The following is a 14,404-nucleotide window of genomic DNA, read 5'->3' as shown; positions in this document are numbered from 1 at the left end:
GTGAATGTTAGAGGGCGTCGGGCCCGCGCTCCCCGGTACGGACCCGGACGGCGGTCTCCACGGGGACGCTCCAGACCTTGCCGTCACCGATCTTGCCGGTCCTGGCGGCCTTCACCAGGACGTCGATGAGCTGCTCGGCGTCGTCGTCCTCGACGAGGACCTCGATGCGGACCTTCGGCACCAGGTCGACGGTGTACTCCGCGCCCCGGTAGACCTCGGTGTGGCCGCGCTGACGGCCGTAGCCGCTCGCCTCGGTGACGGTCAGACCGTGCACCCCGAAGGCCTGCAGTGCGGCCTTCACGTCGTCCAGCCGGTGCGGCTTGATGATCGCGGTGATGAGCTTCATCAGGCGCCAACCTCGGTCTTCTCGGCGGTCTTCTCGGTCTTCCCGGCGGGAGCCGGGGTGGCGCGGGACAGGCTGGCGCCCATCGCGCTGAAGTCGTACGCGGACTCGGCGTGCTCGGCCTGGTCGATACCGGCCACCTCGACGTCCTCGGTGACCCGGAAGCCGATGGTCTTGTGGATCGCCTGGCCGAGCAGCCAGGAGACCACGAAGGAGTAGACGGCGACCGCTGCCACGCCCATCGCCTGCTTGCCGAGCTGGTCGAAACCGCCGCCGTAGAACAGGCCCTTGGCGGTCTGGCCGACGGTGCCGGTGGCGAACAGGCCGACCAGGAGGGAGCCGATGGCGCCACCGATGGCGTGCACGCCGACCACGTCGAGCGAGTCGTCGAAGCCGAAGCGGTACTTGAGACTGATCGCGGCGGCGCAGGCGGCGCCGGCGATCAGGCCGATGGCGATCGAGCCGAGCGGGCTGACCGAGCCACAGGCCGGGGTGATGGCGACCAGGCCGGCGACCGCGCCGGAGGCCGCACCGAGGGTGGTGAAGGCGCCGTGCTTGAGCTTCTCGTAGACCAGCCAGCCGAGCACCGCGGCGGCGGTGGCGATCTGGGTGTTGATCAGGGCCATCGAGGCGACGCCGTTGGCGGCCAGCGCGGAGCCGGCGTTGAAGCCGAACCAGCCGAACCACAGCAGGCCGGAGCCGAGCATCACCAGCGGCAGGCTGTGCGGACGCATCGGGTCACGCTTGAAGCCGACCCGCTTGCCGAGCACCAGGCAGAGCGCCAGGCCCGCGACACCGGCGTTGATGTGCACCGCGGTGCCACCGGCGAAGTCGATCACGCCGTTGCGGTCGCCGAGCCAGCCGCCGTTGCCCTTGTCGAAGAAGAAGACCCAGTGCGCGACGGGGAAGTAGACCAGCGTCACCCAGAGGGCGATGAACAGGGCCCAGGCGCCGAACTTGGCCCGGTCCGCGATCGCGCCGCTGATCAGCGCGGGGGTGATGATCGCGAACATGAGCTGGAAGACCGCGAAGGTGGTGACCGGGATGGTGCCGGTCAGGTCGTTCAGGCCGATGCCCTGCATCCCCAGGAAGTCGAGGTTGCCGATCAGGCCGGCCCCCGCGTCGGGGCCGAAGCTCAGGCTGTAGCCGTAGAGCACCCAGAGCACGGTGACGATGGCCAGCGAGATGAAGCTCATGACCAGCATGTTGAGCGTGCTCTTGACCCTGACCATGCCCCCGTAGAAGAAGGCCAGGCCCGGGGTCATCAACATGACCAGGGCCGCACTGATGAGCACAAAGGCGGTATCGCCTGCGCTGAAGCCGTCCGGCATCGGCGTCTCCTCGTAAATGAATGCCGCTCCACCCGCGGGATACCTGTCCCGTGCCACCCGGGGTGTCGGCGATGAAGAGGAGAGTGTCGAAGTCCGGTTTCGGCCGATGCGGCTCGGTGTTTCGCACCCGTGACGACGTGAACGTGTGGGTTACGCCGACGTGAACTACGGCCGTGCCATGACAGAAGATGGGTTACCGTACGGCCGCACAGCACCCGGAGTGCTCAAACGATCACCGACGTGGATATTCGGGCCTCCACGGGCCCCGGGGCGGACGTACGGGCGGGTCCCGGTGGCCGGAACTCTACGGTCCCGCACCTGACGGGCCAGGCGGCGGCCCCGCCCGACGGGGCGCGGCGGCCCGGCCGGACGGAGGCGGGCAGCCGGCCCGGAACGGGCGGGGCGGGGCGGACGGGCCAGGACGGAAGGGCCCGGGCGGGGGCGGGAGCCCGCCCCCCGGGCACCGGAGGACCACGGGGAACGGGGGGAGAACGGGGGACGACCGGGGACGCGGGAGCGGCGGACCCGGCCGGTCAGACGGCCGAGGCGAACTCCGGGATCTCCTGCACCACGCGGTCGGCCAGCCGGCTGACCCCGGGCACGCCCTTGAAGTTCCGGTTGGCCGCCTCCGAGGTCTTGCGGACCCGGGTGTTGAGCCGCTCCGAGCGCACCTTGGTGGCGATGTCCACCGCCTGCTCCGCCATCACGGCGGCCTGCTCCGGCTCGTTCTGCAGCAGGTGGACGCTGGCCATGCCGACCAGGTTGAAGGCGTAGGAGCGGACGTGGTCGTCGTCCTGGCGGAACAGGTCCACGGCGCGCTCCATCACCGGTGCGGCCATCGAGGCGTACAGGTCGCTGCGGCTGGAGTGGTAGGCGAGGTCGCGGTAGGAGTGCGCGTTCTCGGCGTTGAGCTCGGCGGCCGAGAAGAACTTCAGCCAGTCCGGGTCGTTGTCGCCCTCGCGGATGTCGGTGAAGGTGTCCTCCGCCAGCCGGACGGCCCGGGCGCAGCGGTTGACCTCGCCGATCGTCGAGTAGGCGCGCGCCTCCATCGCGTACAGCAGGGACTGCTGCTTGGGGGTGGCGGTGTCGCGGCTGCCGTACTGGGCGAGGTGGATCAGCTCCAGGGCGTCCTCGCCGCGGTTCAGGTGGATCATCTGCCGGCTCATGTCGGTGAGGATGAGCGCGCCGAACGGGCGGTCGCCGGCCTCCTTGGCGGCGTGCAGCGCGAGCACGTAGTACTTCTGCGCGCTGGGGTGCATGCCGACGTCGTAGGACATCCAGCCGGCGAGGTGGGCGAGTTCGGCGGTGAGCCGGAACAGCCTCCGGGTGGTCTGCTCCGGGTAGCTCTCCTGCAGCAGGTCGGTGACCTCGTGCAGCTGGCCGACCACCGCCTTGCGGCGCAGGCCGCCGCCGTTCTGGGCGTCCCACTGGCGGAACATCACCGTGGTCTGCTCCAGCAGTTCCAGTTCGGGCTCGGACAGCCGGCCGCTGAACGGCTCGCCGCCGTTGGCGGCGGCCAGGATCGGGGTGGGGGCGCCGCCCGGGCCGGGGGTCAGCCAGCGCTGCATCGGCTCGATCAGCGCGGCACCGGCCGTCAGGGCGAGCGAAGTGCCCAGGAATCCGCGCCGGTTGAGCATCAGGTCGCTGCGCGAGTACTCGCTGATCAGCTGGACGGTCTGCGGGGCGCTCCAGGGCAGGTCGACGCCGCCGCCCACGGTGGAGACCGGGACGATCGCGCGCAGCCCCAGGTCCTCGATCGAGACCACCGAGCCGAAGCGCTCGGAGAAGAGTTCGGACATGATCTTCGGAATGGGCTCGCGGGGTTGTTCACCGTCGAGCCAGCGACGCACCCGTGAGGTGTCGGTGGAGACGTGGTGCGCGCCGATCTGGCGCGCCCGACGGTTGACCTGCCGGGCCAACTCGCCCTTGGACCAGCCGCTTCGGCCGAACCACGAGGCCAGCTTCTCGTTGGGTTGCTTCTCTGCCATGGGAACGTCCCCATCCCGCCCGGCCCCGCCCACGGGGCCCCGCTCGTGATGCCCGACGGTCGCGGGCGATTCCTAGACGTGCCGTACCTGTTCGTACCGCCGAGGTGCTCGCTCGTACCGCTGTCCGCGCACCGGGTGCTGTCTCACCCGGGTGCGGTCGTCCTGGTGTACCGCCGTGCTCGTCCGGTTGTCCTGCTCGTGCGCTGTCGTACTGGTGTTCAAGCACCTCGCACCGGCCGCCGGACTCCCAACTCCCGCCCCCGGAAGGGCCGGAAGCGGACACTCCGTCGTGCTCGGCGAGCTGAACGTAACGCTCTTTCGACCATCCGGGGGAGCATCGCCGGGGAAACGCCACCTTTCGCCACCCCCACGAGTGAACTGTGCGCAGTCCGCACACGCTTCACTGGTACTCCGGCCCGCCCGGCATATGCGGACCGCCAAGTCACCCGTGATATCCCGATGCGCACGGCAATCACCAGCAGCCCCAGGCGAGTTTGCCACCCCGGTCGCACCGGGGGCACGCTCGCCCCCGACGATCCGGCATCCGCACCGGCCGCCGCAAGGCGACCCGGGGATCGCGCCGCACGAACGGGCGCACGCCGAAAGCCGCGCGCCGTCCCCGCACCACGCGCACCACATCGGACGATCCACACGACGTCACGATCCCGTAACCACCGACAACGAGAACCTGTTGGGGGAGGCATGGACAACCTGTTCGGCGATCTTCGACTGGGACACCTGCGGCTCGCACCACGCGGCACCCGGCGCCGCACCCGCGCCACCGCGTTCCAGGCGGCGGCGTTCCGGGCGGCGGCGGAGTACACCGGTCGCTGGGGCTGGGCGGTCGCCGTCGACGCCCTCGCCGGCCCGGGCGGGCCGCGCCCGGACGGGCCGCCCGCCGACGGACGCCCCGCGAGCGCCGTCCTGCTCCGCACCGGGCGGGCCTTCGACGTACTGGACGTGCCCGAGCAGGCCGGCCTGCAGGCCTTGGTCCGGCTGGAGCGGATGGGCACCCAGGTCGGCCCGGTCCTGGCCCCGCCGACCGGCCGCCTGCAGTTCCTGGTCGCGGCCGGTGCCGCCCGTCGGCTCCCCGAACTGCTCTACCGGATGGGCTGGGACGACGCCGCGCTCGACCTGACCTGCCACGGCGAGGGCAGTCACGTCGCCGCTCCGCCGACCGTCCTCGACGGCTTCGGCCCGGTCCGCTGGCTGCGCCGCCCCACCCGGGACAACGCGGGCTGTCCGCCGGAGGCCCGCCTGCTGCTCGGCACCCTCGCGTACGCCTGCCATCGCAGCCGCGAGCGCAGCTCCGAGCCCGCCTGGCTCGCCTCCTGACCCACCCCGGCCCTCCCACCGACGCCGCCCGGCCGCAACGCCCGGGCGGGTACGGCGCCCGGGTACGACACCCAGGTGCCACGCCCGGGTACCCCAGGTGCCACGCCCGGGTACGACGAAGGGCCGCTCCCCCGGTCTCCCGGGAAAGCGGCCCCTGCCGCGACGCTCCGGCCCGCTCGGCCGACCACGACATCGGTCGGGCGGTCATGGCGCCGGTCGGGTATCAGTCGCCGATCAGCGCGTCGACGAACGCGGCCGGCTCGAAGGGCGCCAGGTCGTCCGCGCCCTCGCCGAGCCCGATCAGCTTGACCGGGACGCCCAGCTCCCGCTGGACCGCGATCACGATGCCGCCCTTGGCGGTGCCGTCCAGCTTGGTCAGCACGATGCCGGTGATGTCGACCACCTCGGCGAAGACCCGGGCCTGCACCAGGCCGTTCTGGCCGGTGGTGGCGTCCAGGACGAGCAGCACCTCGTCGACCGGGCCGTGCTTCTCGACGACCCGCTTGACCTTGCCCAGCTCGTCCATCAGGCCGGTCTTGGTGTGCAGCCGCCCGGCGGTGTCCACCAGGACGGTGTCGGCGCCCTCGGCGATGCCCTCCTTGACGGCGTCGAACGCGACCGAGGCCGGGTCGCCGCCCTCGGGTCCGCGGACGGTCCGTGCGCCGACCCGCTCGCCCCAGGTCTGCAGCTGGTCGGCGGCCGCGGCGCGGAAGGTGTCGGCCGCGCCGAGCACCACCTTGCGGCCGTCGGCCACCAGGACCCGGCCGAGCTTGCCCGAGGTGGTGGTCTTGCCGACCCCGTTGACGCCGACCACCAGTACGACGGCCGGTCGGCCGTCCGCGTGCCGGGCGGTGTGCAGGGTGCGGTCGGTGTCCTCGCCGATCAGCTGGACCAGCTCCTCCTGGAGCAGGCCGCGCAGCTCGGCGGGCGTGCGGGTGCCGAGCACCTTGACCCGGGTGCGCAGCCGGTCGACCAGCTCCTGGGTGGGCTTCACGCCGACGTCGGCGACCAGCAGGGTCTCCTCGATCTCCTCCCAGGTGTCCTCGTCCAGCCGCTCCCGGGAGAGCAGCGTGAGCAGGCCCTTCCCGAGCGAGTTCTGCGAGCGGGAGAGCCGCGAGCGCAGCCGGACCAGGCGGCCGGCGGTCGGCTCGGGGACTTCGAGGGCCGGCAGCTCCTCGATCTCGGCGACCGGCGGGAGTTCGACCTCCTCGACGGTCTGCACCGGGACCTCGACCGGTGGCGCCGCCTCGTCCCCCACCTGGGGTTCGGGCGCGGGCTCGGCCGGTGCCTTCGGCGCCGTGATGACCGGTGCCGTCGCCTTCGGCGGCAGCTCCTTGCGTCGCCTCCCGCTGACGACGAGGCCCGCGATCGCGCCGATGACGGCCACCGCGATGACCACGGCAAGGATCACGAATTCCACATCTAACTCCTTCGCTGGGTGCCCGTCCGTGAGGCCGGGAGTGCTGGTGATCCTTCGCCCGGCGGGCCTGAGCGCCGCCGCTTCACTGCTTGACCACCACCCTTCGGCGGCGGTCGTGGCCGGCCGGCCCGACGTCGTCGGGCGGCTGAGTGCGCAGCCCCCCTCGCGGGCGAGGGGGAGGAGTCACAACCCTCCCAGTATCCGCGACGGGCCCGCGGAAGCGGCACACGCCCGGCCCCGGGGGCCGGGCCGGCCGGTGGATCACCCGGCGGGCTCAGTACGGGCGCGGTCGGTACGGGCGCGGTCGGTACGGGCGCGGTCGGTACGGGCCGGCTCGGTGCGGGCGGGCGCCCGGCCCCGGAGTGTCCGGCCCCCGCCCCGGGAGGGTGCGCCCCGGCGCGGTGCCCCGCGCGGCCTCAGGAGTCCCCGGCGGCCGCCGGCGCCGGCCGGCGTGGCGCGGCCGCCCCGCGCTCGGGCCGCCCGGCCTCCCGGCCGGGGGACGGGACCGCCCGCAGCCGCTGGCTGATCACCTGCGAGATGCCGTCGCCCTTCATGGTCACGCCGTAGAGCGCGTCGGCGGACTCCATGGTGAGCTTCTGGTGGGTGATCACGATGAGCTGGGAGCTCTCCCGCAGCTCCTCCATGATCGCGATCAGCCGCCGCAGGTTGGTCTCGTCGAGCGCCGCCTCGACCTCGTCCATCACGTAGAACGGGCTCGGTCGCGCCTTGAAGATCGAGACCAGCAGGGCCACCGCCGTCAGGGAGCGCTCGCCGCCCGAGAGCAGCGACAGCCGCTTGACCTTCTTGCCCGGCGGGCGGGCCTCCACCTCGACGCCGGTGGTCAGCATGTCGTCGGGGTCGGTCAGCACCAGCCGCCCCTCCCCGCCGGGGAAGAGCCGGGAGAACACGCCCTCGAACTGCGCCGCCGTGTCGTGGTACGCCGCGGTGAACAGCTGCTCGACCCTGGCGTCCACGTCCTTGACGATCTCCAGCAGGTCGCGCCGGCTCCGCTTGAGGTCGTCCAGCTGCTCGCCGAGGAACTGGTGGCGCTCCTCCAGGGCCGCGAACTCCTCCAGGGCGAGCGGGTTGACCTTGCCCAGCTGCTGGTACGCGCGCTCGGCGGCCCGCAGCCGCTTCTCCTGCTCGGCCCGGACGTAGGGCCGGGGCTCCCCCGGCTCCTGGCCCTCCTCGGGGACCCCGGGCGGCACCGGTACGCCCGGCCCGTAGCCGGCCAGCAGTTCCTCGGACTCGATGCCGAACTCGTCCAGGGCCTTGGCCTCCAGCTGCTCGATCCGCAGCCGCTTCTCGGCCCGGAGCACCTCGTCCCGGTGGCCGGCGTCGACCAGCTTGTCGAGTTCGGCCTTGAGCTCCCGGCCGTGCTCGCGGCCGGCGCGCAGCTCGCTCTCCCGGGCGGCGCGCGCCTGTTCGGCCTCGTCGCGTTCGGCGGCGGCCCTGGCCAGCGAGATCTCCAGGCAGGCGAGCAGCTGCCGGGTGCCGGCCGCGACCGCGCGGGCCACCGCGGACTCGTGCCGGGCCCGCTCCCGCCGGGCCGCGGCCCGGGCCCGGGCCTCCCGCTCGGCGCGGGCGGAGCGGTCCAGCTGGTCGGCCCGGCCGGCCAGGGCCCGGACCCGCTCCTCGTGGGTACGGACGGAGAGCCGGGTCTCCAGTTCGGCCTGCCGGGCCTGGGCGGCCGCCTCGGCGAGCCGGGCCTGCTCGGCGGCGTCGGGCTCCTGGTCCTCCGCGTCGGCGGACTCCTCGGCCGTCGCCAGCCGCCCGGCCAGCTCCTCGGCGGCGGCGGTGGCCTGCTCCAGGCCCTCCTCGGCGCGGGCGGCCGAGGCGGCCAGCCGTTCGGCCTCGCCGGCGGCGGCCCTGGCCTGTCCGCCCAGCCGGCCGAGGGCGCCGGCCACCTGGGCGCGTTCCTTCTGCGCCTGCCGTGCGCGCAGCGCCAGCTGTTCCGCCTCGGCCGCCGTGCCGGCCCGTCGGGTGGTCAGGTCGCCGAGCCGCTCGGCCAGCAGGGCGCACCGGACGGTGAGTTCCTCGATCGCCCGGTCGGCCTCGTCGACGGCCGCCTGGGTCTCCAGCAGGCTGGGCGCACCGGCCGAGCCGCCCTGGGCGAAGCCGGCGCCGAGCTGGTCGCCGTCGAGCGTGAAGGCCGTCAACTCCGGACGTTCCCGGACGAGTTCCCGGGCCTGGTCGAGGCCGGTGACCACCACGGCGGTCGCCAGCAACTGCCGGACGGCCGGCCGCAGGCCGGGCGGCGCCGCCACCAGGTCGGCGGCCCGGCGGGCGCCGGCCGGCAGCACGCCGGGCTGCTCCCCGGCCTCGCCGGACGGCTCGCCCGACGCGGGGAGGCCGGGCCGGCCGGCGATCAGCAGGGTGGCCCGGCCCGCGTCCTGGGCCCGCAGGAGGTGCAGGGCCCGGAGCGCCGCCTCGACGCCGTCCACGACGACGGCGTCCGCCGCGGCGCCGAGGGCGGCCGCGACTGCGACCTCGTACCCCGGTTCGGGCTTCAGCAGCGCCGCCGCCGGGCCGAGCACCCCGGCCGCCTCCCCGCCGGCGGCGAGCAGGGCGCCGCTGCCGTCCTTGCGCCGCAGGCCGAGGGCCAGCGCGTCCCGGCGGGCGGTCGTCGCGGCCCGCTCGCGGTCGGCGGCGCCCGCCGCGTCCCGGGCGTCGGCGAGTTCGCGGTCGACGGCGGCGAGCCTGCTGCCGGCCTCCCGCTGCGCCTCCTCCAGGTCCTCGTCGCCCCGGGCGAGTTCGTCGACCTGCTCCTGGAGTCCGCGGAACTCCTGGTCGGCGGCTTCGGCCCGGACCAGCGCCTCGTCCCTGGCCTGGACGAGCCGGCCGATCTCGGCCTCCGCGCCGGCCGCCCTGGAGCGGGCCGCGGCGGCCTGTCCCTGCAAGCGGGCGAGGCCCTCACGCCGGTCCGCGACGGCGCGCGCGGCCGCCTTCAGCCGGCGCTCCTCCTCGCCGAGTTCGCGTTCCACCTCGGTGCGGGTCTCGACCGCCTCGGCGAGGGCGTAGCGGGCCTCCTCCAGCGCCTCCGCGAGCGCGGCCTCCTCCTCCCGGACGCGCTCGGCCTCGCGCTCCAGCTCCTCGGGGTCGCGGCCGCGCCGCTCCTCGGCCTGTCCGCTCGCCTCGGCGTGCCGGGCCCTGGCCTCGGCCAGGTCGATGGTGCCCCGGGCCCGTTCGGTCAGCGCGGACAGCCGGTACCAGGTCTGCCGGGCGGCCTCCAGCCGTGGCCCCAGCTGTTCGACCTGGGCCTCCAGGACGGCCTCGCGCTGCTGGGCGCGGGCGAGTTCCTGCTCCACGGTGGAGCGCCGCAGCCGCAGCGCGAGTTCGTCCGCGATCTCGGCCTCGACGGCGTGCCGCAGGCCGGTGAGGTCGTCCGCGAGCAGCCGCAGCCGGGCGTCGCGCAGGTCGGCCTGGATGCCGGCGGCCCGGCGGGCGATCTTCGCCTGGCGTCCCAGCGGGCCCAGCTGGCGGCGCAGCTCGCCGACCAGGTCCTGGACGCGGTTCAGGTTGACCTGCATCGCGTCCAGTTTGCGCAGCGCCTTCTCCTTGCGCTTGCGGTGCTTGAGGACTCCGGCGGCCTCCTCGATGAAGGCCCGGCGGCCCGTCGGGTCGGCCTGCAGGACGGAGTCCAGCCGGCCCTGACCGACGATGACGTGCATCTCGCGGCCGATGCCGGAGTCGGAGAGCAGTTCCTGGATGTCGAGCAGCCGGCAGGTGTCGCCGTTGAGCGCGTACTCGCTGCCGCCGTTGCGGAACATCGTCCGGGTGATGGTCACCTCGGCGTAGTCGATGGGCAGGGCGCCGTCGGTGTTGTCGATGGTGAGGCTGACCTCTGCCCGGCCGAGCGGGCTGCGCCCGCTCGTCCCGGCGAAGATGACGTCCTCCATCTTCCCGCCGCGCAGGGACTTGGCGCCCTGCTCGCCCATCACCCAGGACAGCGCGTCCACCACGTTGGACTTGCCCGAGCCGTTGGGCCCGACCACGCAGGTGATGCCGGGCTCGAAGCGGAGGGTGGTGGCGGAGGCGAAGGACTTGAAGCCGCGCAGGGTCAGACTCTTCAGGTGCACGCGCCGGATCTCCTCCACACTCGCCCGACCCCCCGGCCTGCGACTGTATCCGGCCGTGCTGCGGGGAGGGTTTCAGGCATGCGGAGGAGGGCAAGATGGTCGGCAAAGGGTGTCGAGGACGACGAAGGGACGCCGGTCAGGGCGTCCCTTGCAAGCTGCGTCCCTTACGGGAGCTCAGTGCACAACAGCGTCGATCGACGAGGGTACGGCGATGATCAGGTGAGTGCCGGCTCGCGCTGATCCAGATCGATGCTGCTGAGCAGCGAGTGCTCGTCCGCGACAGCGATGAGAGCGTCGTTCTCGGCCTGCATCCGAATGAGCTCGGACTCCAGGTCCTGGACGCGCTGCTGAAGCCGTCGCATCTCGGAGAGCATTCGCGGGTCGGGGCCGCCGACGTACCCGAGAAGCGCCTTTGCCATGATGAGTGGTCCTCCACGCTGAGTGACCGAACCTGTGCGGTATGGGTCTAGGGGGAAGGGAAGACGCACGCGCGTCGCGCCACCGGCAGTGCTGGCTGGGCACTACGGAACAACCACCGTGAGCTGGGCTCACAGGGGCATGCGCCTACCGGGAAAACGCGGTCGTGTGCGCGGGCTTCCAGCGTCTCACCAAAGACGGAACGGGTCAACACGATCACCGCAAGCGACGACGGCCCTGTCACCTGCACGGCGGAACTGTCACGCCGGGCGGCCCTGCGGGCGGTCTCGGGCGGACCCACCGACCTCCGGTGGATCACTGCTCGATGCGGAGTCAACCACGAGTCTGCCCAGATGGCAACCGCACGACACCGGCAGTTGCCGAAGCCCCCGCGACTTCGGCCTCCGGCCTGGTGGGAGCGTGCTCCGGACGGGTGACCGGAGTGATCGTCCAGCGCTGACGACCGGTGCGATCAGCGGATCGCGAAGCCCTCGTAGCCCTCGCCGGTGGCGGTCCAGATCTCCGTGACCCCGGTGACCGTGCCGGGCGTGTCCGGGCCGCGGAGCAGCGCGAGGAGCTGCTCGCAGTCGGCCGGCAGCCCCTCGGCCACCACCTGCACCCGGCCGTCGCCGAGATTGCTCGCGTAGCCGGTCAGGCCGATCTCCAGCGCCCGGGCGCGGGTCCACCAGCGGAAGCCGACCTGCTGCACCCTGCCCCGGACCCAGACGGTGGCCCGGACGGGCTCGTTGCTGTCACGACCATGCATGACGGCGAGCCTAGCCGTAGCGCCGGGTGACCGCCCCGGGCGGTTTCACCCCTCCCACACCTCTCCTTCTCCGCCCTTCCTCTCCCGTCACAGCCGCCATGCCCTAGAGTCCTCGACGATCGCTCACAGTTTCGGGAGGGGTTCAGCGCGATGGCACGACACGCACGCGGCGCGCGACCGGCCGAGGACGAGCAGCCGGGCGGACGCGCCGGCCGGCGGCAGGCCCGGGCGGCCGCGCAGCAGAAGCGCCGCCGTCGTACCGGCGGACTGCTGGCGATCTGCGCCACGGCCCTGGCCGCCGGCGCGGGCGGTGTGGTCAGCGGTGTCCTGCCCGCCCCGGACGCCGCGGTGGTGGCCGGCGACGCGCCCCTGGAGGCCCTCTCCCCCGACGGCACCGTTACGCCCGGCGCCTCCCCGAACGGTGCCACGGCCGCCGGGACGCCGTCCCCGAGCGCCGGCGTGACCCGGGCCGACGCCTCCCCGGCGGCCGACCGCGGCGAGGCCCGCTCACCGCTCGCCTCACCCACCGCGACCGCCCCCGGCGCGACCGCGGCGCCGAGCGCCCCGGCCAGCACCGCGCCCGCGCCCAGGCCGAGCCCCACCGCCACCGCCAGGCCGACCGCCACCGCGAGCCCGAGCACCAAGGCGGCCAGCCCGGCCGCCGCCGTGCTCGCCCTGGTGAACGACGAGCGCAAGGCGGCCGGCTGCGCACCGGTCACCGCCGACTCGCGCCTGGACGCGCTCGCCACGGCCTTCAGCGACGACATGGCCGCGCGCGGGTTCTTCGACCACACCGACCCGGACGGCCACACCCCCTGGGACCGCGCCAAGGCCGCCGGCATCAGCAACCTCGGGGGCGAGAACATCGCCCGCGGCCAGGCCACCCCCGAGGCCGTGATGACCGCCTGGATGAACAGCCCCGGCCACCGTGCCAACATCCTGAACTGCGAGTTCACCAAGCTCGGCGTGGGGGTCCACACCGGCTCCGGCGGCCCCTGGTGGACCCAGGACTTCGGCTTCTGAGCCGCCGGGTCCCGCCGGTCCCGGGAACGACCCGACCGCGCGGCCCCCTGCCCCACCTACCGCCCGGCCGCCGCCCCCGTACGCCCCCCCGAGGAAGCGCCGGGTCAGAAACCGCCTCCGAAGTCCCCGCCACCGCCGAAGTCCCCGCCACCGCCGCCGTCGAACCCGCCGAAGTCACCCGGGTCGAAGTCGGCGCCGGAGGAGTCGCCGCCCTGGTAGCCGCCGTCCCCGCCGTAGCCCGGCGCGGCCCAGGCCTGCCCGCCGCCCATCGCCGAGCCGAGCATGGTGCCGACCAGCAGGCCCGGCAGCAGCCCGCCGCCGTACCCGCCGAAGTAACCGCCCGCCCAGGGGCCGTAGGCCGGCCCGGCGTTCCAGTAGGGCTGCGGCCCCTGCGCGGTCGGCACCGTCCGGATGTCCGGGTCCAGGCCGTCCGCGAGCCGGGCCGCGTCCGCCGCGCAGACCGGGACGGTCCGGTTGGTCCCGCCGCCCGGCGCCCAGTCGGCGTCCTGCACCGACGGGCCGTGGCGGGGGTCGAAGAAGCACGGCGGCCGGCGCTCGGGCAGCGGCAGCTTCCCGCGCCGGGCCGCCAGCGTGGCCAGCGCGAAGCGGCCGTCCTCCAGGGCCTCGGTGACCGGCCGCACGTCGGCCGGGCCGGCCGCCGCGTCCATGGTCCGCTTGGCCCGGTCGTAGGAGTCCAGCGCGTGCGCGTAGTCGGTGCGCTGCTCGTCGTCCGCGTCGGGCGCGCCGGGGCTGAAGTCGAGCCGGTCGAGCTCCTCGCCGAAGGCGGTGATGTCCTCGTCCACGACCAGCCGCAACTGCTCCAGCTCGGCCCGGCGCTGCTCCTCCCGGCGCTTCTTCGAGCGTCGCAGCAGAAGGAGGACCCCGCCGCCGGCCAGCGCCAGCAGCGCCAGTGGGACGACCACCGCGGCGACCGACAGGCCACTGTCGCCGGCGGCCACCCCGTGCCCCTTGACCTGCGAGGAGGCCTGGTCGACGAAGTCGGTGACGGTGCCGTTGACGTCGCCCGGGTGGGAGCGGAAGGCCGCGCCGGCGATCCGCCCGGCGGCCGCGCCGGAGAGGGCGGCCGGGTCGGAGCGGGCGAGGAACTGGTCACCGCGCCAGATCGCGTAGGTGCCGACGACGCCGACCTTGGTCCGCAGGTCCGTGAAGACGGTCGTCGGCGCGAACTCGTCGGTGGCGGGGAGCACCGCGACGAAGATCGGCTTGTCGGCCGCCTTGATCTTCGCGGCCAGCGCGTCGGCCTGGCCCTGGCTGAACCTGCCGGTCATCGCCGGGTCGACGTACACCTGGTGCTGCTTCAGGGCCGACGCGGCCGCGTCCAGGCCGCCGGCGGCGGAGGCGGCCGGGGCCAGCAGGAGCAGCAGCCCGAGCAGCACCGCCAGCAGGGCGGCGGGCGGCGTCACCCGGGAGCGTCGAACGGAAGTCCTCATGCCTTCGACGCTACCGCTCCGGGCGGCCCCCCGGGGTCTGCCGGCCGGCCGGGCGCCCCTGCCTTTCGTCGGGGTCGGCGCCATCCTCGGGGATGATCCTCGGGCTCCCGGCCGGCTCGGCCCGCCGATCGGGAACCCCCGCCGCACGCTGCACGTCTGTCGCGCTGGGCGGTCGCATCCGGACCGTCCCGAGCAGGCATAGTGGTGCCTGCCGCCACCCCTCGCGCTCACGCGCCCTTCCCCACCGATCG

10 protein-coding genes are annotated in these 14,404 nt (G+C 74.1%); 2 read left to right on the top strand and 8 right to left on the bottom strand.

Annotated elements, in window-relative coordinates; all coding sequences use genetic code 11:
* Positions 1-7 precede the first annotated feature (7 nt).
* The 3 genes from J2S46_RS26790 to nsdA form a co-directional block, all read right to left on the bottom strand.
* Positions 8-346, bottom strand: coding sequence for a P-II family nitrogen regulator (locus tag J2S46_RS26790; RefSeq protein WP_073925993.1), 339 nt, complete (start codon positions 344-346; stop codon positions 8-10).
* Positions 346-1,674 (bottom strand): ammonium transporter, encoded by a 1,329-nt coding sequence (locus tag J2S46_RS26785; protein WP_191292639.1) that lies wholly within the window; start codon positions 1,672-1,674, stop codon positions 346-348. Before J2S46_RS26785 ends, J2S46_RS26790 begins: the two co-directional genes overlap by 1 nt.
* Positions 1,675-2,207: 533 nt before the next feature.
* The gene (nsdA, locus tag J2S46_RS26780) at positions 2,208-3,695 is read right to left on the bottom strand and encodes a transcriptional repressor NsdA (protein WP_370882246.1); all 1,488 of its coding nucleotides are present in this window, start codon (positions 3,693-3,695) and stop codon (positions 2,208-2,210) included.
* Positions 3,696-4,364: 669 nt separating this feature from the next.
* On the opposite strand from nsdA, the gene J2S46_RS26775 reads away from it, so the two are divergent.
* Positions 4,365-4,997, top strand: coding sequence for a bifunctional DNA primase/polymerase (locus J2S46_RS26775; RefSeq protein WP_191292637.1), 633 nt, complete (start codon positions 4,365-4,367; stop codon positions 4,995-4,997).
* 223 nt (positions 4,998-5,220) lie between these two features.
* Here J2S46_RS26775 and ftsY read toward each other — a convergent pair whose 3' ends face one another.
* From ftsY to J2S46_RS26755, 4 genes are all read right to left on the bottom strand, one after another.
* Entirely contained in the window at positions 5,221-6,417 is a 1,197-nt protein-coding gene (gene ftsY, locus J2S46_RS26770) for a signal recognition particle-docking protein FtsY (RefSeq protein WP_191292636.1), read from the bottom strand.
* A gap of 416 nt (positions 6,418-6,833) precedes the next feature.
* A complete protein-coding gene (gene smc / locus J2S46_RS26765; protein WP_191292635.1) occupies positions 6,834-10,496 on the bottom strand; it encodes a chromosome segregation protein SMC in 3,663 nt (1,220 codons plus the stop codon).
* Positions 10,497-10,711: 215 nt separating this feature from the next.
* Entirely contained in the window at positions 10,712-10,915 is a 204-nt protein-coding gene (locus J2S46_RS26760; protein ID WP_073925999.1) for a hypothetical protein, read from the bottom strand.
* Positions 10,916-11,385: 470 nt separating this feature from the next.
* Positions 11,386-11,679 carry an acylphosphatase gene (locus tag J2S46_RS26755; protein ID WP_190213022.1) on the bottom strand — a complete coding sequence of 98 codons (294 nt, stop codon included), beginning with the start codon at positions 11,677-11,679 and terminating at the stop codon, positions 11,386-11,388.
* 150 nt (positions 11,680-11,829) lie between these two features.
* On the opposite strand from J2S46_RS26755, the gene J2S46_RS26750 reads away from it, so the two are divergent.
* Positions 11,830-12,702, top strand: coding sequence for a CAP domain-containing protein (locus J2S46_RS26750; RefSeq protein ID WP_191292634.1), 873 nt, complete (start codon positions 11,830-11,832; stop codon positions 12,700-12,702).
* 104 nt (positions 12,703-12,806) lie between these two features.
* Here J2S46_RS26750 and J2S46_RS26745 read toward each other — a convergent pair whose 3' ends face one another.
* A complete protein-coding gene (locus J2S46_RS26745; RefSeq protein ID WP_191292633.1) occupies positions 12,807-14,153 on the bottom strand; it encodes a hypothetical protein in 1,347 nt (448 codons plus the stop codon).
* Between the last annotated feature and the right edge of the window lie 251 nt (positions 14,154-14,404).

The sequence above is a fragment of the Kitasatospora herbaricolor genome, assembly GCF_030813695.1.
Lineage (GTDB): Bacteria > Actinomycetota > Actinomycetes > Streptomycetales > Streptomycetaceae > Kitasatospora > Kitasatospora herbaricolor.
This window is presented reverse-complemented; position numbering and strand designations above follow the sequence as displayed.

Excerpts from the sequence above, each read along its gene's own strand:
- J2S46_RS26790 (WP_073925993.1), bottom strand. The coding sequence starts at position 346 with ATGAAGCTCATCACCGCGATCATCAAGCCGCACCGGCTGGACGACGTG.
- J2S46_RS26785 (WP_191292639.1), bottom strand. The coding sequence starts at position 1,674 with ATGCCGGACGGCTTCAGCGCAGGCGATACCGCCTTTGTGCTCATCAGT.
- J2S46_RS26775 (WP_191292637.1), top strand. The coding sequence starts at position 4,365 with ATGGACAACCTGTTCGGCGATCTTCGACTGGGACACCTGCGGCTCGCA.
- J2S46_RS26760 (WP_073925999.1), bottom strand. The coding sequence starts at position 10,915 with ATGGCAAAGGCGCTTCTCGGGTACGTCGGCGGCCCCGACCCGCGAATG.
- J2S46_RS26755 (WP_190213022.1), bottom strand. The coding sequence starts at position 11,679 with ATGCATGGTCGTGACAGCAACGAGCCCGTCCGGGCCACCGTCTGGGTC.
- J2S46_RS26750 (WP_191292634.1), top strand. The coding sequence starts at position 11,830 with ATGGCACGACACGCACGCGGCGCGCGACCGGCCGAGGACGAGCAGCCG.
- J2S46_RS26745 (WP_191292633.1), bottom strand. The coding sequence starts at position 14,153 with ATGAGGACTTCCGTTCGACGCTCCCGGGTGACGCCGCCCGCCGCCCTG.